This is a genomic window from Bradyrhizobium sp. Crot121, from assembly GCF_059512385.1.
This window is the reverse complement of the sequence record NZ_JCAMOR010000001.1, coordinates 52593-70961: the sequence shown is the minus strand read 5'-3', so window position 1 is coordinate 70961 and position 18369 is coordinate 52593. Positions and strand designations below refer to the sequence as shown.

The 18369-nt window shown below is 64.0% G+C and carries 14 protein-coding genes; 5 read left to right on the top strand and 9 right to left on the bottom strand.

Going from position 1 to position 18369, the window contains the following annotated elements:
- Nucleotides 1–85: 85 nt before the first annotated feature.
- The 5 genes from AC5ZGW_RS00300 to AC5ZGW_RS00280 form a co-directional block, all read right to left on the bottom strand.
- Nucleotides 86–1030, bottom strand: a complete 945-nt coding sequence (locus AC5ZGW_RS00300) for a DUF1259 domain-containing protein (protein ID WP_130227461.1) — start codon at nt 1028–1030, stop codon at nt 86–88.
- Nucleotides 1031–1099: 69 nt separating this feature from the next.
- Nucleotides 1100–1330: a PepSY domain-containing protein gene (locus tag AC5ZGW_RS00295; protein WP_409334847.1), complete on the bottom strand. Its 231-nt coding sequence runs from the start codon at nt 1328–1330 to the stop codon at nt 1100–1102.
- Nucleotides 1331–1408: 78 nt separating this feature from the next.
- Complete coding sequence (gene chrA, locus AC5ZGW_RS00290) at nt 1409–2800, bottom strand: chromate efflux transporter (protein WP_130227460.1); 1392 nt, start codon at nt 2798–2800, stop codon at nt 1409–1411.
- Nucleotides 2797–3615 (bottom strand): chromate resistance protein ChrB domain-containing protein, encoded by an 819-nt coding sequence (locus tag AC5ZGW_RS00285; protein WP_130227459.1) that lies wholly within the window; start codon nt 3613–3615, stop codon nt 2797–2799. Before AC5ZGW_RS00285 ends, chrA begins: the two co-directional genes overlap by 4 nt.
- 270 nt (nt 3616–3885) lie before the next feature.
- Entirely contained in the window at nt 3886–4146 is a 261-nt protein-coding gene (locus tag AC5ZGW_RS00280) for a hypothetical protein (protein ID WP_165435331.1), read from the bottom strand.
- Between AC5ZGW_RS00280 and AC5ZGW_RS00275 the strand changes: the two genes are divergently transcribed.
- From AC5ZGW_RS00275 to AC5ZGW_RS00260, 4 genes are all read left to right on the top strand, one after another.
- Complete coding sequence (locus tag AC5ZGW_RS00275) at nt 4042–4389, top strand: DUF2946 family protein (RefSeq protein WP_349645094.1); 348 nt, start codon at nt 4042–4044, stop codon at nt 4387–4389. The genes AC5ZGW_RS00280 and AC5ZGW_RS00275 overlap by 105 nt on opposite strands.
- Nucleotides 4390–4587: 198 nt before the next feature.
- The gene (locus AC5ZGW_RS00270) at nt 4588–6888 is read left to right on the top strand and encodes a TonB-dependent receptor (RefSeq protein ID WP_130227457.1); all 2301 of its coding nucleotides are present in this window, start codon (nt 4588–4590) and stop codon (nt 6886–6888) included.
- Between the two features lie 264 nt (nt 6889–7152).
- The gene (locus AC5ZGW_RS00265) at nt 7153–7743 is read left to right on the top strand and encodes a GNAT family N-acetyltransferase (protein WP_130227456.1); all 591 of its coding nucleotides are present in this window, start codon (nt 7153–7155) and stop codon (nt 7741–7743) included.
- Nucleotides 7744–8059: 316 nt separating this feature from the next.
- On the top strand, nt 8060–10711 hold the full coding sequence (locus AC5ZGW_RS00260; RefSeq protein WP_130227455.1) for a flavin-containing monooxygenase: 2652 nt from the start codon (nt 8060–8062) through the stop codon (nt 10709–10711).
- A 99-nt stretch (nt 10712–10810) separates the two neighbouring features.
- Here the strand turns inward: AC5ZGW_RS00260 and AC5ZGW_RS00255 are convergent, their stop codons facing one another.
- Nucleotides 10811–11869: an AI-2E family transporter gene (locus tag AC5ZGW_RS00255; protein ID WP_130227454.1), complete on the bottom strand. Its 1059-nt coding sequence runs from the start codon at nt 11867–11869 to the stop codon at nt 10811–10813.
- A 241-nt stretch (nt 11870–12110) separates the two neighbouring features.
- Between AC5ZGW_RS00255 and AC5ZGW_RS00250 the strand changes: the two genes are divergently transcribed.
- Complete coding sequence (locus AC5ZGW_RS00250; RefSeq protein ID WP_130227453.1) at nt 12111–13403, top strand: MFS transporter; 1293 nt, start codon at nt 12111–12113, stop codon at nt 13401–13403.
- A gap of 25 nt (nt 13404–13428) precedes the next feature.
- On the opposite strand, the gene AC5ZGW_RS00245 is transcribed toward AC5ZGW_RS00250, so the two are convergent.
- From AC5ZGW_RS00245 to AC5ZGW_RS00235, 3 genes are read right to left on the bottom strand one after another with little or no spacing between them, the layout of a single operon-like run.
- Nucleotides 13429–16620 (bottom strand): efflux RND transporter permease subunit, encoded by a 3192-nt coding sequence (locus AC5ZGW_RS00245; protein WP_245474833.1) that lies wholly within the window; start codon nt 16618–16620, stop codon nt 13429–13431.
- Entirely contained in the window at nt 16617–17909 is a 1293-nt protein-coding gene (locus AC5ZGW_RS00240) for an efflux RND transporter periplasmic adaptor subunit (protein WP_130227452.1), read from the bottom strand. The genes AC5ZGW_RS00245 and AC5ZGW_RS00240 overlap by 4 nt, the downstream gene beginning before the upstream one ends.
- Nucleotides 17906–18313 (bottom strand): FixH family protein, encoded by a 408-nt coding sequence (locus AC5ZGW_RS00235; RefSeq protein ID WP_130227451.1) that lies wholly within the window; start codon nt 18311–18313, stop codon nt 17906–17908. The genes AC5ZGW_RS00240 and AC5ZGW_RS00235 overlap by 4 nt, the downstream gene beginning before the upstream one ends.
- Nucleotides 18314–18369 lie beyond the last annotated feature (56 nt).

The window sequence follows — 18369 nt, the reverse complement described above, 5'->3', positions numbered from 1 at the left end:
CTCGCGGGACGTATCGTGAGCAGTAGCAGCCGCGGAGATCATGGACCCGGCCCAATCGCGGCGGGCGTACCCATGGGCGGCCCTCTCACTTCTGCGCCACCGCCGTTTTATCGAGCGCGGCGCGGATGCCGCGGGCGAGCTTTTGCGCGTCGTCGTTGGCCCAGAAATGGATGAAGAACATCCGCGGCTGCTCGTCGAGCATGTGGCTGTGGATCGCGGTCACCTCGATGTCGCCGGCGCGCAGGGCTCGGATCAGCGGATTGACCTCGTCGCCGGTGACGAGGAAGTCGCCCGTGATGGCGGCTTTGCCGCCGCCGGTCGGCTGGAAGTTGATGCCGTTGGCACCGCCCATCGCGGGGGTGACCGTCATGCCTGCTTCGGTCGCCGGCTCGCGGCGCGGGATCGTGAACTGATCGACGCCGCCGGTGACGTTCCCTTTGGCGTGCATGATCTCGTCGAGCTTCGCGGTGTCGAGGTCGACGGTGGGGGCAGGGCCGGCGGTGGTCGCCGGCGGCTCGAACGGCGTCTTGCTGCCGGTCGTCAGCGCCTCGTGGATCGCGCTAGCCAGCTTCACCGGATCGCCATGTCCGGCGACATGCATGTAGAACGTTGCCGGCGAGGCGCGCAGGATGTGGTTGTGGACCGCCGTGATGTCCAGTCCGCTGTTCAAGAGCTTCGTCATGACTGGCGTGATCTCGGATTCGAGCAGGACGAGATCGCCCATCACCATCGCCTGACCATCCATGGGAGTGAAGGCCACCCAGCCGCCGAGCGCGAGCGCGGGCTTGATCGTCACGCCGTCGAGCGTGACATGCAGATCGGACCGCGGCAGGCCATAGCGATGGGCCTCTCCGCTGACGGTAGCGGTCTTGCCGAGCGCTGTGTCCACCTTTTTCCAATCGATCGACTGCGCGTGAGCTTCCGAGATGAACGGCTCCGCAAAGATGTTCCAATCGACGGACTGCGCCGATGCGAGGCTCGGTAACAGCAAGGCCGCGGCGATGGCGGCAAAACGAGGTTTCATGGTCATGGGGATTGGCTCCTCTTGTTGGCGTTCCTGTAGTCGAGATGCTTGTGCTTGCGACCGCGGCGCGCGGCCCTACCGCCGTTCCTTGATTTGACCGCTGCTGTCGACGACGATCTGGACCTCCTTGCCGTCTTTGACGGCCTTCACGACGATGCCTTCGGCGGTCGATTTCATCTCACCGACCTGCGAGTAGCCGGCCGACTCGAGCTTCGCGACGAGTTCCTGTTGCGTCAGGGCATAGGCAGGCGACAGCACGCCCGCCATCGTCAGGCAAAGGGCTGCGCCAGAGATCAGTCGCATCATGGTCCTTGCTCCCAGCTTGTGCCTCCAGCCCATTGTTTACTGCTATCGTCATTCGGCTCGCCGCCACATGCGCTTCGGTCAGATGATGCCAGTCAGGCGCCACAGGACGCCGGTGATGCAGGACGCTGCGAGGACGACAAGCATTCCTACATTGAAGCGAAAAATCGCAGTCGCCGCCGCGAGCGACAGCGCAAGCGCCGGCCAATCCACGCTGCGCAGTACCGGCGCATCGAAGAAGAGACCGAAGCCTTGCACCGGAAAAGTCTGCCGGAAGATCGTGTGCAGCGCGAACCAGATGGAGAGATTGAGAATGACGCCGACGACCGCGGCGGTGATCGCCGAGAGTGCGCCGGCGAGCGCCTTGTTGCCGCGTAACGCCTCGATGTAGGGCGCCCCGACGAAGATCCAGAGAAAGCACGGCGTGAAAGTGACCCAGGTCGCGAGCAATCCGCCGAGTGTGCCGGCCAGCATCGGGGACAGCCCGCTCGACTCACGGAACGCGGCCATGAAGCCTACGAACTGGACCACCATGATGAGCGGCCCCGGCGTGGTCTCTGCCATTCCGAGGCCGTCGAGCATCTCGCGCGGGGTTACCCAGTGATAGTATTCGGCGGCCTGTTGCGCGACGTAGGCCAGCACGGCGTAAGCCCCGCCGAACGTCACCATCGCCATCTTGCTGAAGAAGATCGCTATCTGGCTGAACACATCGCTCGGTCCCAGGGCGATAAGCAAGGCGAAGACAGGAACAAGCCAGAGCGCAAGCCATGCCGCGCCCACACGCAGGGTGCGCGCGGCATTCGGCCGGACGTGATCCGGCACAGCTTCGCCGAGCATGCTGTCGATCACGGCAGAACTCTTTCCGCCGTGTTCGAGGGCTGCGAACTCCGGCCTTCCGAGCCGCGCGCCAACGAAGCCGGTGATGGCGGCGGCAACGATGATGACCGGAAACGGCACCCCGAAGAAGAAGATTGCGATGAAGGCGATCGCCGCCAACGCAACCATGACCGGATTGCGGAGCGCACGCCTGCCGACGCGGACCACCGCCTGGATCACGATGGCGAGCACCGCCGCCTTCAGGCCGAAGAACAGCGCCTCGACGAAGCCGACATTGCCGTAGGCGGCGTAGATGTAGCTCAGCGCCATGATGGCGAAAACGCCAGGCAGGATGAACAGGCCTCCCGCCACGATCCCGCCGACTGTCCGGTGCAGGAGCCAGCCGATATAGGTCGCAAGCTGCTGCGCCTCCGGTCCGGGCAGCAGCATGCAGTAGTTGAGCGCGTGCAGGAAGCGCGCTTCCGAAATCCAGTTCTTCTCCTCGACGAGGATACGATGCATCACCGCGATCTGCCCGGCCGGGCCGCCGAAGCTCAGGATCGCGACGCGCAGCCAGACAACGAGCGCATCGGCAAAAGAGATGCCGTGCACCTCGTTGTGCGAAGTGGCCTTCGATTCGGCGGTGAGCGCGGTCATGGCTTCACCTTGCTGGTCGGCCAGTTGTGGGTCTCCTTGGTTGCGTCGCGGCACCAGCGGTAGAAGGCATCGTAGAGAAGCATGCCGGCGTTGAGCTGCTCGAGGTCGTCGTCGTACATGCGCGACAGGCCGAGCGAGACCGCGAGCAGGCCCGACGCCTCCGGAGAAAGATCGAGACGCGCGGTGTCGGCCCCGCGCACCATGACGGCCAGCCGCTCCAGTGCAGGCGTCGACAGGCCGAATTCCTGCACCATCACGTCGAACGTGCAGAGTTCGCCGCGGTGGCTCCAGAACACATTCTCGATGTCGAACGGCGTTGCCGCGAAGCGCTCGCCGACCGCAACCACTTCCGCAGGTGCGACGAACAGGAAGACCGCGGCGGGATCGACGAAACGGCGGATCAGCCAGGGGCAGGCGATGCGATCGATCTTCGGCCGCGATCGCGTCACCCAGACAGTGCGACCGCGCCCGTCACGCCGTGGAATCCTGTTGGCGGGCACGGTGGGCAGTTCCGCCTGCTTCCAGCCGAGATGGCCGCCTTCCAGGATTTCCGCCGCGATGCCGTTGTGACGGAGCCAGGCGGCGGCGCCTTCTGAGAGCTTCTCGCCCTTGTTGCAGATGACGATGGCCGACCGTCCGGCCAGCTCTCGTGCCCAGTCGTTGATGTCGAGATGCGAGCGGCGCGTCGCGCCCGGGATCAGGCGCGGGTCCGCCGCGAAGTCCTCATCGAGGCGGACATCGATCAGGACAGGCGCACTTGCGGTGCCGATCCGTCGTGAAAGCTTGTCAGGGGAAATGGATGTGTATGAAGACATGCTGCGTCCCTCATAAGTTAAGGACGCGATGCTTGGGCATGTCGCCTCGCGGGGAGATCGCTTAATCCCCGGAAGACAAAATAAACTCCTTGCGGCCTGCCATGTCAATCGATGCCGCGATGCGTCGGTAGTCCTGACGAATCCTTGATCTGATAGTTCCGACCGGTTCCGCGCCACTCGGCGCTCCGCGGCCAATTTGGCGGTGGCCTGATGCAGCGAACCGGCTCGCCATGCGGTGTCGGCAATACTCTCAATTGCCGGCAGTGTGAGCTAGATCAAAGATACCTCCCTGCCGATCTGCGACACGTAGATTCGCGACGAGGAAATGCGGTGGCCGAAATGCCTTATCTCGACTCTGAAACCCTCGGGTGTTAGGAACTTGATGGGGTGGGGCTGATGCGGCAGCGGTTGCAAAGATTTTTTCCGATCGTTCTGATCGCGCTGGCGGTTCAGGTTCTGGCGCCGATCGCCACCTGCTGGGCTGCGGCCATCGCCATTTCCGATCCGGTCGGCTTCGCTGAAATCTGTCACAGCGATTCAGTCGCGTCGGCAGCAAACGCCAATCGAGATGCCAGCCAGCGCGCGCATGGCATCGCCTGTCTGATTTGCTGCGCGGCTCAGGCAAATGCGTCATTTGATGCGCCGCAGGCCATCGTGTTCGCGACGCCATATCGGCAACCGGTCCGGATGGTCTGGCACGCGCGCAGACATACCGATGTAGCCTCCCGCGCAGGCTCCAACACGCAGGCGCGCGCACCGCCTTCGATGTCGTAAGGCGAGCCGGCGCCACCGCTTCGACAATTCATCGAAGCGCGACGCCTTTTCGTTCAACCAACACGCATCGCTCGATCGCCGTCCTCGACGGCGCGCGAAGGCATGTCCCGATTTCGTTTGCCTGTCCGGCCCGATCGCCGGGCAGGGGCGTCACCCCTATGCGCGGCGATGCCGCGCCACACCCGAGTCCTTATCATCATGAGCAAGCCTTCGTCCGGCCTTGGCCGATCCACTCTCTACCTGTCCAGCGCCCTCATCTCATCGGCGCTGACCGCCACCATCACGCTGGCGCCGCCGGCCGTGACGAGCGTCGCGGCACAGTCGGCCCATACGCTTCCCCCGGTCGACGTTGCCGCACCGCATCGACGACATTCCGTGCATCAACGATCGAATGCGCGTCGTCCGTCGGGTCCCGCGGCGGGCCATCTCGCGGAGGCACCCCAGCGCCCGGCCGAGAATCCGGCGCAGCCTGCGGGCAACGCGACCGTGACGGCGCGGACCGCGTTCGATCGGGGTCTGTCGACCAGCGATTCAGCTTCGCTCGTCACGGAATTGCCGGGAGGCGCAGTGTGGGGTGCCGGCGGCGTGTCGAGCCTGCCCGCGATCAACGGGTTCGGCGCCGACCGGGTCCAGGTCGCGATCAACAGCATGTTGATCAGCCCCGCATGTCCGAACGAAATGAATCCGCCGCTGTCTTTCGTCAATCCCACCATGATCGCGAAGATGCGGGCCTATCTCGGCATCGCGCCGGTCAGCACCGGCGGCGACTACATCGGGGCGCGCATCGATGTCACGACCGCGCCTCCTGTGTTCGCGAACGATCCGTCCGGGTGGCTATCGACCGCAACCGTCTCAGGCTTCTTCCGCAGCAACGGCAATGCCTACGGCGTCGACGCCACTGCAACGCTCGCCAACCGTGACACCAGCGTCACCTACACCGGCGGCTGGGTGCGCTCCGGCAACTACAAGGCGGGCGACGGCAGCACTATCAAATCGACGCTCTACGAGACCCAGAACCACGCGCTCAGCATTTCCAAGCGTACCTTTGGCAACCTGTTCACGTTCCAGGTCGGCGGCCAGTTCATCCCCTATCAGGGCTACGTCAATCAGTACATGGACATGGTCTACAACCGCGGCCTGTACGCGAACGGCCGTTACGAAGGAGACTTCGACTGGGGCAAGTTGGAGGCCAGCGCGTTCGTCCATCAGATCCGGCATACGATGGGCTTCATTGCGCCGGACAAGACCGGCGAGATGCCGATGGACACCGATGGGATCGATGGCGGATACGCCGTCAAAGCCACGTTCGCGGCGTCCAACATCGACCTGCTGCGGGTCGGCAATGAGCTGACGCTCAACCGGATTGACGACTGGTGGGATCCGGTTGCGGGCTCGATGATGATGGGGCCGAACAGCTTCATCAACCTCAATGGTGGCCAGCGCGACCGCGTCGGCACCTTCGCCGAATGGGAGCGGCACTGGGACCGCAACTGGACCACCATCGTCGGCTTGCGCAACGACGTGGTGTGGATGAACACCGGTGACGTCCATGGGTACAATGCGATGATGTATGGCGCGGATGCCGCCGCCTTCAATGCCCAGGATCGGGCCCGGACCGACGTTCATTTCGATGGCTCCGCCCTGGTGCGCTATGAGCCCGATCAGTTCAGCCATTACGAACTCGGCTTTGCGCGCAAGACACGCTCGCCGAACCTCTACGAACGCTATGCCTGGTCGACCAACGCCATGGCCATGCAGATGATCGGGTGGTTCGGCGACGGCAACGGCTATGTCGGCAATCTCGACCTGAAGCCGGAAAAGGCGCACACGGTGAGCTTCACCGCAGGTTGGCACGATCCGGCGCACAAGATCTGGAGCTTCAGCGTCACTCCCTATGCGAGCTACGTCCAGGACTATATCGACGTCGATCGCTGCGCGACCGGCAGTTGCCTTGCCAACAATCCGGACAACCTCACCGCCACCACTGGCTTCGTCTATCTGCGTTTCGCCAACCACGACGCTACGCTGTATGGCGTGAACCTCGAAGGCCGGCTCGCTTTGTGGGACAATGCGAGCTACGGCCGGGGCGAGCTGCGCGGAACGCTCGGCTATGTGCGCGGCCGGCGGCAGGACGGCGTCGACCTCTACCACGTGATGCCGATCAACGCGAAGCTTGCGTTCGAGCACGCAATTGGCGGCTGGACCAACGGCATCGAACTGCAGCTCGTCGGCTCCAAGGACCAGGTCAGCCAGGTTCACAACGAACTGACGACGCCTTCCTACGCGCTGGTCAATCTGCGCACCGGCTATCAATGGCAGCACGTCCGGATCGATCTCGGTATCGACAATTTGTTCGATCAGAATTACTACCTGCCGCTCGGCGGCGCCGATCTGGTCGACTACAAGGTGGTCTCGATGATGGGATCGTCGGCGGCCTATGGCTACAATGTCAAAGGGCCGGGGCGCTCGATCAACGGCCGGCTGACGGTTAGTTTCTGAATCCTTGGCGAGGCGACGCGGTTTTCCGCGTCGCCGACGCGCATTTCGCGGACGAACCGCTAGAGCATTTTCGGTTCTGATTGCATCAGAACCGAAGCTCTAGATTCTTGTTTTGACGCGTTTTCTTCACGCGAACCGGTTTCCACTTCGCTCGAAAACGCTCTCACGCACGTCTTGTTGACCGCCTCTCCCGATTGACGCCCCAGATTTGTGGTTCGATGTTGGTCTTGAACCTGGCAATGGGGCCGCGATGGAGGTGTTGTGATGAGTCCGGCGAACGCAGTTTCTGGTCCCGTCGTAACTGCTGTTGCGCCCGCCGATATCGAGCGGGCCATTTCCGTTTTGGTGCTTGCCTTCAGCGCCGATCCGGTGACGCGTTGGGCCTATCCGGATCCGGATCAGTATCTCGCATCTTTCCCGGCCCTGGTGCGCGCATTCGGCGGCCGCGCCTTTGAGCAGGACACGGCGCGCTGTGTCGACGATTATGCAGGCGCGGCACTGTGGCTGCCGCCGGGCATCGAACCCGACGAGGCGGCGCTCGCAGCGACCATGCCGGCCGGGCGAGAGTCCGAGATGGCTGCGGTTTTCGAAGGGATGGCGGCCTATCATCCCAAGGAAACTCATTGGTATCTACCGCTGATCGGCGTCGATCCGGCGCATCGACGCAAAGGCCGTGGTGGGGCATTGCTGGGGGACGCCGTTCGGCTGTTCGATCGGGATCATGTCGCGGCCTATCTCGAATCCACCAACCCGGCCAACATCCCGCTGTATCAGCGACACGGCTTCGAGGTCCTCGGCACGATCCAGGTAGGGGCATCGCCGCCGCTGTTTCCAATGCTGCGCCGGGCTCGCTGACGGCGCCGGTTCACCAACGTTAAGTCCAATCCGGGCCACGGCTTCTACCTCATCCCGAGGAGGCCGCACTGCGGCCGTCTCGAGGGATGAGTTCCGGGCGAGATCGGCGCCTCATGGTTCTCAAGGCGATGCGAAGCATCGTCCGGAGACGCGCGAAGACGCGCTCCTCACCATGAGGGTCTGTCATCGCGCTCGACTGTTTCCCAACAAGAACAAAGAGTAGCTGCAGCGCACCAACCAAAGATTGAATTGTCCGATGACAAGCCGAGGGAAGCAGATGTAGCCTCACGAAAAATCAAATGCACGGGAGGATGGCATGCCAGACGCAATGGTTGCAGCACGTGCTTCTGAGGCGACAAACGGCACGGCGCAACAGGTCGACGTCGCAGTGGTAGGGGCCGGCTTTGCGGGCCTCTATCTCTTACACCGGTTGGCCAAGGCCGGCTTCACGACGGTGGCATTGGAGGAGGCCGGCGACGTCGGCGGAACCTGGTACTGGAACCGCTATCCCGGCGCACGTTGCGACATTCAGACCATCGACTACAGCTACACGTTCGATCCGGAGCTGGAACGCGCGTGGCAATGGTCGGAGAAATACGCGACGCAGCCTGAAATCCTGCGCTATCTCGGCTTCGTCGCCGATCGTTATGATCTCAGGCGCCATATCCGCTTTGGCACCAAAGTCACGGCGGCGATGTGGGATGAGTCCATCGAACGCTGGCTGCTCACGACAGACAATGGCGCAGCCGTCTCCTGCCGCAATTACATCATGGCCACGGGCTGTCTCTCGTCGCCCAAGCCGCCGGAGATCGATGGCGTCAAGGAGTTCAAGGGCGACGTCTATTTCACCAGCCGCTGGCCACATGACGGCGTCGATCTTGCCGGCAAGCGCGTCGCGGTCATCGGCACGGGATCGTCGGGGATCCAGTCGATCCCGTTGATCGCGGAGCAGGCGGCGCATCTCACAGTTTTCCAGCGCACGCCGAATTTCGCACTGCCCGCGCACAACGGCCCTCGGCCGGCTGATCGGCTTTCCATGCTGGAGGGCGATCGCGCCGGCTACCGCGAGCAGGCGCGCTGGTCGCTCACGGGCGTGCCATATCCGCAGCAAACTGTCGTCAGCTGGCAGTTGAGCGATGCCGAGCGGCGCGAGCGCTTCGAAAAGGCGTGGGCCGCCGGCGATCTCGTTCACGTGCTCACGCAACTCTGGGCCGACCAGGGCGTGGACGTCGATGGGAACGCGCTGGTCAGCGAACTGATTCACGAGAAGATCCGTGCGGCCGTGAAGGATCCTGATACGGCCGAGGCGCTCACTCCGCACGATCATCCGTTCGGCGCCAAGCGTCCCTGCCTCGATACCAACTATTACGCCACCTATAACCGTCCCAACGTCACGCTAGTGAATTTGAGGCAGGAGCCGATCAAGGAGATCACCGCGACCGGCATCACGACCGACAAGCGCAGCTTCGATCTCGATGTGATCGTGTTCGCCACCGGCTTCGATGCGATGACCGGCGCCATCAAGGCCGTGCATCCGATCACGGGGCGTGATGGAAAATCGCTGTCCGACGTCTGGGCTCAGGGACCGCAGACCTATCTCGGGCTCACCGTTGCCGGATTTCCCAATTTGTTCATGATCACGGGGCCGGGCAGCCCGTCGGTGCTGTCGAACATGGCGGTGTCGATCGAGCAGCACATCGACTGGGTGGTCGATCGATTGACCGCATTGCGCGAAGCGGGCTTCACCACGATGGAAGCCACCGAGACGGCGCAGGCCGGCTGGGCGCGGCACATGGCCGACTGCGCGACGGTCACGCTGCACCGGCTCGCCAACACCTGGTACACGGGCGCGAACGTTCCGGGCAAGGCGCGCGGCGTGATGCCCTATACCGGCGGCGTCGGCCCGTATCGCAGCATCTGCAACGAGATCGTCAGCCGCGGCATGCTCGGCTTCAAGCTCACGGGTCCGAACGTTGCCGAGCAATGCAATGACGGCGAGGTCGTTCGCCTGCAGCCGGATGTGCGGCTGGTGCTGAACATGCTGGCGGATATGAAGTTGCCGCCGATCGAGTCCCTCGGCGCCCAGGGCGCGCGCGACTTCCTCGACGAGTTCAACAAGGGCCGTCCCGCGGGCCGGCCGGTCGGCGAGATCGTCGACGGCACGCTTCCCGGCAATGACGGTCCGCTGCCTTATCGGCTCTATCGGCCGGCGACGCCGGGACCGCATCCGGTCGTGGTCTATTTCCACGGCGGCGGCTGGGTGCTCGGCGACGAGCAATCGGACGAACCGTTCTGCCGCGACATGTGCCGGCGCAGCGGAATGATCTTCGTCAGCGTCGGCTATCGGCATGCGCCCTGGCACCGCTTCCCGACGGCAGCGGAGGACGGCTTTGCCGCGACGCGCTGGATTGCCGAGCATGCGGCCGAGCTCGGCGGTGCGCCAGGACCGGTGCTGGTCGCCGGCTGGAGTGCCGGTGCCAACATCGCGGCGGTCACCTGCCAATTGGCGCGCGATCGCGGCGGCCCCGAGATTGCGGGCCAGCTCCTGCTGACCCCGGTCACCGACTGTACGTTCGAAAGGCCCTCGTATGCCGAGAATGCGACGGACTATTTCGTGACGCGTTCGCTGATGTATTGGTTCTGGGATCTCTACTGCTCGCCCGGCGACCGCACCGATCCGCGCGCCTCGCCGCTACGCGGCAAGCTGGAGGGCTTGCCTCCGGCCTTCGTGGTGACCTGCGAGTTCGATCCGCTGCGTGACGAGGGCATGGCGTATGCCGAAGCGCTCGCCGCTGCCGGCGTGCCGGTCGAGCAGCTCAACGCGCGAGGTCACTTCCACTGTTCCTTCACCATGGTCGACGTGATCATCACCGGCGTCAGCGGACGTGTACGGATGGCCGAAGCCTTGCGCCGGTTTGCCGGGCTGAGTGACGAGGGGAGAGTGCCTATCGCCGTGGCCGCGGAGTAGCGAGACAAGGAGTAGGATGGGTAGAGCGAAGCGAAACCCATCGCGATGGAGCAAGCGGCATGAATGATGGGTTTCGCTTCGCTCTACCCATCCTACGCGCTACGCGTTATCGCCTGACGTCCGCCTCGATGTGGCGAAGATTTCCCAGCTCACCATGAAGATGGCGGCGATCAACGGGCCGATGACGAAGCCGTTCAGACCGAAGACTTCGATTCCGCCCAGCGTGGAGATCAGCACGACGTAATCGGGCAGCTTGGTGCCCTTGCCGACCAGGAAGGGACGCAGCAGATTGTCCACCAGGCCGATGACGAGCACGCCATAGGCAATAAGACCGAGGCCCTGCCATATGGCGCCGGTGGCCAGGAAATAGATGGCAACAGGGATCCAGACCAGTCCGGCGCCGATCGCCGGCAATAGCGACAGGAACGCCATCAGCACGGCCCACAAGATCGGCGCGTGAACGCCCAAGAACCAGAACGCCAGTCCGCCGAGCGCGCCCTGGGCCATCGCGACCAGCACGCCACCCTTGACGGTGGCGCGGACGACATCGGCGAAGCGCGTGAACAGCGCGGACTTCCGATCGGCCTCGAGTGGAACGGCCTCTCTGATCCTATCAGCCACTGCCTTGCCGTCGCGCAACAGGAAAAACAGAAGATACAGCATGATGCCCAGGCTGATCACGAAGTCGAATGTGTTCATCCCGATGCTGAGCGCCTGAGGCGCCAGGACCTGTCCGCCCTTCATGAGGCCGGACGTCAACGCTTCGCGCAGGGCCGAAAGATCGCCCAGATTGAAGCGATCCAGCCAGCCGGTCGCCCACGCAGGCAGCGCATCGAAAACCCGCTGGACGTAGGCGGAGAAGTTGTACTCCCCGGACTGGATCTTTGCGTAAAGACCGGCAGCTTCTCGAGCCAGGGAGGTCGCGATGATCGCGAGCGGCAGCAGCACCATCGCGATGATAAGCAGGACCGTGATCGAGGCGGCGAGGGTCTCCCTTCCGCCCACCGATCTCAATATCCTCCGGTTGGCCGGCGCAAAGATGACGGCCACGACGATGGCCCAGAGCACCGCGCCATAGAACGGCTGCAGGATCCAGGCGAACGCCAGGGTGACGACGAACAGCAGCAGCAGGAAACCCTGGTCTTCAATCCTTCGCACGGCCGTCTCGCTTTCACCTTTGCTGCGCCGCTGTCGATACAACGAACCCGGCGCCGACTTTGTTCACGGCCTGTATATTGCTTTATTGCGTCCCGGTCCCCTCGAAAAAATCGCGCTCGCTTGCGCACGGCGTCGCAGCCCGCTGCCATTCTCCCACAAGATGCCTCCGTCCCATTTGCCGGAGATGTCGCATCGTACAAACGCGGTCATAGTCCGCCCGAAAAAGAAACGTGGAGGAAACATGACCGAGAGTGCCGTTGAGACGATAGCGTCGGAGGTCGCGGAGGGCGGGGCGGTATCGCCCAGGAAAGTGTTCTGGGCGACCTGGTTCGGATGGATGCTCGATGGCTTCGACTCCTCCATGTACAGCTACATCCTGGTCGGCGCGCTCTCGGAATTGTTGCCGGCGAGCGGGATCGAGGCGAATCACGCCAATATCGGCATTTATGGCGGCCTCCTGTTCTCGATCTTCATGCTCGGCTGGGCTTGCTCGATGGTGTGGGGCTGGGCGGCTGACCGCTATGGCCGGGTCCGGATCATGTGCTGGACGGTGCTGGTCTATTCGTTGTTCACGGCACTGTGCGGCCTTGCGACCGGCGTCGTCATGTTCGCCCTGTTTCGCTTCATGGCCGGTTTCGGTGTCGGCGGCGAATGGGCGGCGGGCACGCCGCTACTGCAGGAATCCGTGCCCGAACACACAAGGGTGCGGCTCGCCGGCTGGCTGCACACGGCAACGCCGACCGGACTGTTTCTCGCCGCAGCCGTCACGCTGATCGGGGGAAGCCTGCTCGGCTGGCGCGGCATGTTCATGCTCGGCATCTTGCCGGCGCTCTTGATCGCGTACTTGCGCAGAAATATTCCTGAGCCGGCGCACAGCCGCGCATCCAAGACGAAGACCTCGCTTGCGGCGCTGTTCTCGGGCGCGCAAGCGCGCACCACATGGGCGGCAGCGCTGATGATGGCCTGCATCATCTTCGGCCTATGGTCATCCAACTTCTGGGCGCCGACGGTCATCATCACCAAGCTCACCGCGGCGGGCGCAACGCCAGCCCATGCGCAGCAGATGGGCGCGGTGGCCGGTCTCATCACCAATGTCGGCACGCTGGCCGGTTGCCTGCTGATGCCCTGGATCACCGGCTATCTCGCGAGTCGCCGCCGGACGGCGGTGCTGTTCTTCATGGGCTCGCTGATCTCGGTGGTGGTGAGCTACGAGATCGCCATCGCGCGTCTCGACAATCTCGCGCTGTTCCTGGTCCTGCTTCCCGTGCTCGGCTTCTTCACCAACGGCGTGTTCGGCCTGTTCACGATCTGGCTGCCGGAGATGTTTCCGACCGCCCTGCGGGGATCCGGCTCCGGCTTCGCCTTCAGCATGGGACGCGTATTGGGCGCGGCCGGCCCGACCCTGATCGGCGCGCTCGCCGCAAAGACCGGGAGCTATCCGCTCGCGATCTCGCTGCTGTCGCTGATCTACGTGGTCGGCCTGCCCTTCATCGCGATGGCGCCCGAGACGGCGGGGAAGCCGCTGGCAAGATGAGGTCAGGCGCGCGCTTCGGCTCGCATCATTCGGCCGGCTCCGGAACGCGCGCCTTGCTCGCCGTTGCCGGTGCTGCGGCCAGCGGCAGTGATTGATCCTGATCGTCGGAAGGCAGGCCGAAGCCTTTGATGATGCCGAAGATCGCGGGGATCACGATCAGAGTCAGCAGCGTCGAGGAGACCATGCCACCGATCATGGGCACCGCGATCCGCTGCATGATCTCCGAGCCCGTGCCGGTGCTCCACATGATCGGCAGCAGTCCGGCCATGATCGCAACCACGGTCATCATCTTCGGCCGCACGCGCTCGACCGCGCCTTCCATGATGGCATCGCGCAGGTCGGCCCTAGTCAACGCGCGTCCCTCGACGGCGCGACGCTCCCTGATCTCGGCCAGCGCCTGGTTGAGATAGATCAGCATCACGACGCCGGTCTCGGCGGCAACGCCCGCGAGCGCAATGAAGCCGACCGCGACGGCAACCGAAAGGTTGAAGCCGAGCCACCACATCAGCCAGAGACCGCCGACCAGCGCGAAAGGCAGCGACAGCATGACAACGCCCGTCTCGGTGACCGAGCGGAAGTTGAGGTAGAGCAGGAGGAAGATGATCAGGAGCGTTGCCGGCACGACGATCTTCAGGCGGGCCATCGCGCGTTCGAGATATTCGTACTGGCCGCTCCAGATCACATAATAGCCCGGCGGAAACTGGACGCTTGCCTGCACCGCATGCTGCGCCTCAGTGACGTAGCCGCCGAGGTCGCGGTCGCGGATGTCGACATAGATGTAGGTCGCAAGCTGCCCGTTCTCGGTGCGGATCGAGGTCGGCCCGCGTGCCGGCTGGATGGTCGCGACCTCGCCGAGCGGCACCGCGCCTCCCGCCGGCATCGGCACCAGGACGTCGCTCCCGATCGCCTTCGGATTGTCACGGAGATCGCGCGGATAGCGCATATTGACGGTGAAGCGCTGCCGGCCTTCGACTGTCGTCGTCACCGTCTGTCCGCCGAGCGCGGTTGCGATCGTATCCTGTACGTCCTGGACCGACATGCCGTAGCGCGCGAGCGCCGTGCGGTCCGGCGTGATCTCGAGATAATAGCCGCCGATGCCGCGCTCGGCATAAGCCGATGATGTTCCCGGGACTGCCTTCAGAACCTGCTCGATCTGCTTGGCGAGACGATCGATCTCGACCAGGTCGGTACCAACGACTTTCACGCCGATCGGCGTGCGGATGCCGGTCGAAAGCATGTCGATGCGCGCCTTGATCGGCATGGTCCAGGCGTTGGAGACACCTGGGAACTGCAGCGCCTTGTCCATCTCCGCGATCAGGCTGTCTACGGTGACTCCCGCCCGCCATTGCTCCTTGGGCTTGAGGTTGACGATGGTCTCGAACATCTCGGTCGGCGCCGGATCGGTCGCGGTCGCCGCGCGTCCGGCCTTGCCGTAGACCGAGGCAACTTCGGGGAACGAGCGGATGATGCGATCCTGCATCTGCATCAGCTCGGCGGCTTTTGTCACGGAGATGCCGGGCAGCGTGGTCGGCATGTAGAGCAGGGTGCCTTCATTCAGGTTCGGCATGAATTCGGTGCCGAGCTGGCGCGCCGGCCAGACCGTCACAGTGAGGACGGCGAGCGCGAGCAGCACGACCAGCGTCTTGGCACGCAATACTCCCTTGATGATGGGCCGATAGATCCAGATCAGGAAGCGGTTGGTCGGATTCTTGTGCTCCGGAACGATCTTGCCGCGGACGAAGATCACCATCAGCGCCGGCACCAGCGTGACCGACAGCAGCGCGGCGGCCGCCATCGCGAAAGTCTTGGTGAAGGCGAGCGGGCTGAACAGCCGGCCCTCCTGCGATTCCAATGTGAAGATCGGCATGAAGGAGACGGTGATGATCAACAGGCTGAAGAACAGCGCCGGACCCACTTCGGCGGCGGCATCGATCAGGATGGCGATGCGCGATTGTCCGGGCTTCGCTCGCTCGAGATGCTTGTGGGCGTTCTCGATCATGACGATGGCGGCATCCACCATGGCGCCGATCGCAATGGCGATGCCGCCGAGGCTCATGATGTTGGAGCCGATGCCGAGCAGCTTCATCGCGCCGAATGCCATCAGCACGCCGACCGGCAGCATCAGGATCGCGACCAGCGCGCTGCGGACATGGAGCAGGAACACGATGCAGACGACGGCGACGACGATGCTCTCCTCGACCAGCGTGTGCTTCAAGGTATCGATGGCGGCATTGATCAGGTTCGAGCGGTCGTAGACCGGCACGATCTCGACCGATTTCGGCAGACTGGTCGCGATCTCCTGGAAACGCTTCTTGACGTTCTCGATGACGTCGAGCGCGTTGACGCCGAAGCGCTGCAGTACGATGCCGCTGGCGACCTCGCCTTCGCCATTGAGCTCGGCGATGCCGCGCCGCTCGTCGGGGCCGAGCTCGACGCGGGCGACATCGCGCAGCAGCACCGGCGTGCCGTTGGTGGCCTTGAGCACGATATTGCCGAGGTCGTTGACATCCTTGATGTAGCCCTTGCCGCGGATGACGTATTCGAATTCGGACAATTCGACGGTGCGGCCGCCGACATCGGCGTTGCTGGCGCGGATCGCCTCGCGCATCCTTTGCATGGTGATGCCGCGGTCGCGCATCCGCTGTGGATCGAGGATCACGTTGTACTGCTTCACGAAGCCGCCGATGCTGGCGACCTCCGCGACGCCCTCGGCCTTGGCGAGCGCGAATTTCAGATTCCAGTCCTGGATCGTGCGGGTGTCGGCGAGGTTCAGCTCTTTCGAGATCACGGCGTATTGGTAAACCCAGCCGACGCCCGTCGCGTCGGGCCCGATCGTCGGCGTTACGCCGGCCGGCAGGCGCGAGGATGCGCCATTGAGGAATTCGAGCACGCGCGAGCGCGCCCAATAGATGTCGGTGCCGTCTTCGAAGATCACATAGACGAAGGAGACGCCGAAGAACGAGAAGCCGCGCACGACCTTCGACTTCGGCACCGTCAGCATCGCTGATGTCAAGGGATAGGTGACCTGGTCCTCGATCACCTGCGGCGCCTGGCCCGGATATTCCGTGTAGACGATCACCTGGGTGTCGGAGAGGTCAGGGATGGCATCGAGCGGCAGATGAAGGAGCGCATAGAGCCCGGCCGCCGCGGCGAAGCCGGTGCCGAACAGCACCAGCACGAGGTTACGTGCCGACCAGGCGATGAGGCGGGCGATCATGGCTGTCCTCCCATGCCGCTGGTCGAGGATGTCTCATGCACACTGCGTGCATCGGAAAAGCCCTTCAGTGCCGCCTTGAGATTGCTCTCGGCGTCGATCAGGAAATTGGCCGAGGTCACGACGATGTCGTCTTCGCTGACACCCTCCGTGATCTCGACATAGCCGCCGCCGCGATGTCCGACCTTGACCTCGCGCGGCTCGAACCGGCCGCCGCCCTTGTCGATGATGACGGTCTGCCGGCTGCCGGTATCGAGCACGGAGCTGTCGGGTACGGCGATCACGGGGTTCTGGCTGCCGACTTCGATCTCAGCATCGACATACATGTCGGGAAGCAGCGCGAGGTCGGCATTATCGAGTTCGATCCGGAGGCGGACGGTGCGCGTCTCCCGGTTGACCTGCGGATAGATCACGCTGACCTTGCCGGCGAAAGTGCGGCCCGGAAAGCTACGGGCGCGCACGGTGACGGGCTGGCCGACAGCCACGCCGCCGACATCGCGTTCCGCCACGTCGACCACCGCCCAGACCAGCGAGGTGTCGGCAACACGAAACAGCACGTCGCCGGGCTGCGCACGCATGCCCTCGATCGCATTGCGCTCCAGCACGATGCCGTCGCGCGGCGCCGACCATTCGATCACGATCGGGACGGCCTTGGTCTTTTCCATCGTCGCGATGGCGGCTTCCGGCACGTCGAGATTCATCAGCCGCTGCCGCGAGCCGCGGCCATAGCTTTCGATCGTCGCCGTGGTCTTCGAGGTGATGGTCGCGAGATATTCGGCGGCGGCCGATGAGACCGCAGGACTGTAGATCTCCATCAGCGGCTGGCCTTTTGTCACCCGGCTGCCGGTGGTCACATTGGCGACCTTCTGCACATAGCTTTCGGCGCGCATGGCGATGACGGAGACGCGGCGCTCGTCGAGCTGGATCGTCCCCGGTGCGCGCACCAGTGTGCTGACGATATGGAGCATCACCGGCTCGGACTTGACGCCGGTGCGCTGGATCCGGCCCGGCGACAGCCTGATCGAGCCGTCGTCGGTCTCCTCGCCGTCGTAGACGGGGATGTAGTCCATCCCCATCGAGTCCTTCTTCGGCGTCGGCGAGGTATCCGGCAGCCCCATCGGGTTGCGGTAGTATTTGATCTTGCGGGCGTTCGCAGGCGCGCCGCTTTCGGCGGCGACCGCGTGTGAGACGGTGTAACCCGCGAGCTTCGACGGAAGTCCGCCGGCGAAAATGGCGAGACCCGCCGCTGCGAAGGTCGCAGCGGCGGCGCCGATCACGATGGCGCGGGTCATTTCTGCGCCGTGACGACGAGCTTGTTTTCGACCGCGCCGGTTTCGCCCTGCACCTTGGCGCCGAGCGAAAGCTGCCAGCGCCCGGCCATGCCCAGGGTGGCCTTGAACTTGTACAGTCCTGGCTCGCCGCCGGGCACGGCGGTGACCTTGGTCGCCATCTCCTGCATGTCGTCGGGCGCCATATCCAGCCGCGTGGCGAAGATCACGGCATCCGGCACCGGCTTGCCGGTCTTCTTGTTGACCAGCCGAACCGTGATGATCTTGTCCGCTCCCGCCTGGACGGTCTGATCGACCAGTTGGAATTCGTAGTCCTTGATCTCGGCCCGCGCGGTGCCGATCGGGCCCAGCATGGCCATGCCGATGAGCGCCGCCGAAACGGCGCGCGTGGTGTTGAACGATTTCATTTTTCCATTCCTCGATTGCTTTGGTCTGCTGCTCGCGCAGCACGTGTCATCCGCGC

Bases quoted from the DNA above. Each gene is read 5' to 3' on its own strand.
- AC5ZGW_RS00300 (WP_130227461.1), bottom strand. From the start codon at position 1,030: ATGACCATGAAACCTCGTTTTGCCGCCATCGCCGCGGCCTTGCTGTTA.
- AC5ZGW_RS00295 (WP_409334847.1), bottom strand. From the start codon at position 1,330: ATGATGCGACTGATCTCTGGCGCAGCCCTTTGCCTGACGATGGCGGGC.
- chrA (WP_130227460.1), bottom strand. From the start codon at position 2,800: ATGACCGCGCTCACCGCCGAATCGAAGGCCACTTCGCACAACGAGGTG.
- AC5ZGW_RS00285 (WP_130227459.1), bottom strand. From the start codon at position 3,615: ATGTCTTCATACACATCCATTTCCCCTGACAAGCTTTCACGACGGATC.
- AC5ZGW_RS00270 (WP_130227457.1), top strand. From the start codon at position 4,588: ATGAGCAAGCCTTCGTCCGGCCTTGGCCGATCCACTCTCTACCTGTCC.
- AC5ZGW_RS00265 (WP_130227456.1), top strand. From the start codon at position 7,153: ATGAGTCCGGCGAACGCAGTTTCTGGTCCCGTCGTAACTGCTGTTGCG.
- AC5ZGW_RS00260 (WP_130227455.1), top strand. From the start codon at position 8,060: ATGCCAGACGCAATGGTTGCAGCACGTGCTTCTGAGGCGACAAACGGC.
- AC5ZGW_RS00250 (WP_130227453.1), top strand. From the start codon at position 12,111: ATGACCGAGAGTGCCGTTGAGACGATAGCGTCGGAGGTCGCGGAGGGC.
- AC5ZGW_RS00245 (WP_245474833.1), bottom strand. From the start codon at position 16,620: ATGATCGCCCGCCTCATCGCCTGGTCGGCACGTAACCTCGTGCTGGTG.
- AC5ZGW_RS00240 (WP_130227452.1), bottom strand. From the start codon at position 17,909: ATGACCCGCGCCATCGTGATCGGCGCCGCCGCTGCGACCTTCGCAGCG.
- AC5ZGW_RS00235 (WP_130227451.1), bottom strand. From the start codon at position 18,313: ATGAAATCGTTCAACACCACGCGCGCCGTTTCGGCGGCGCTCATCGGC.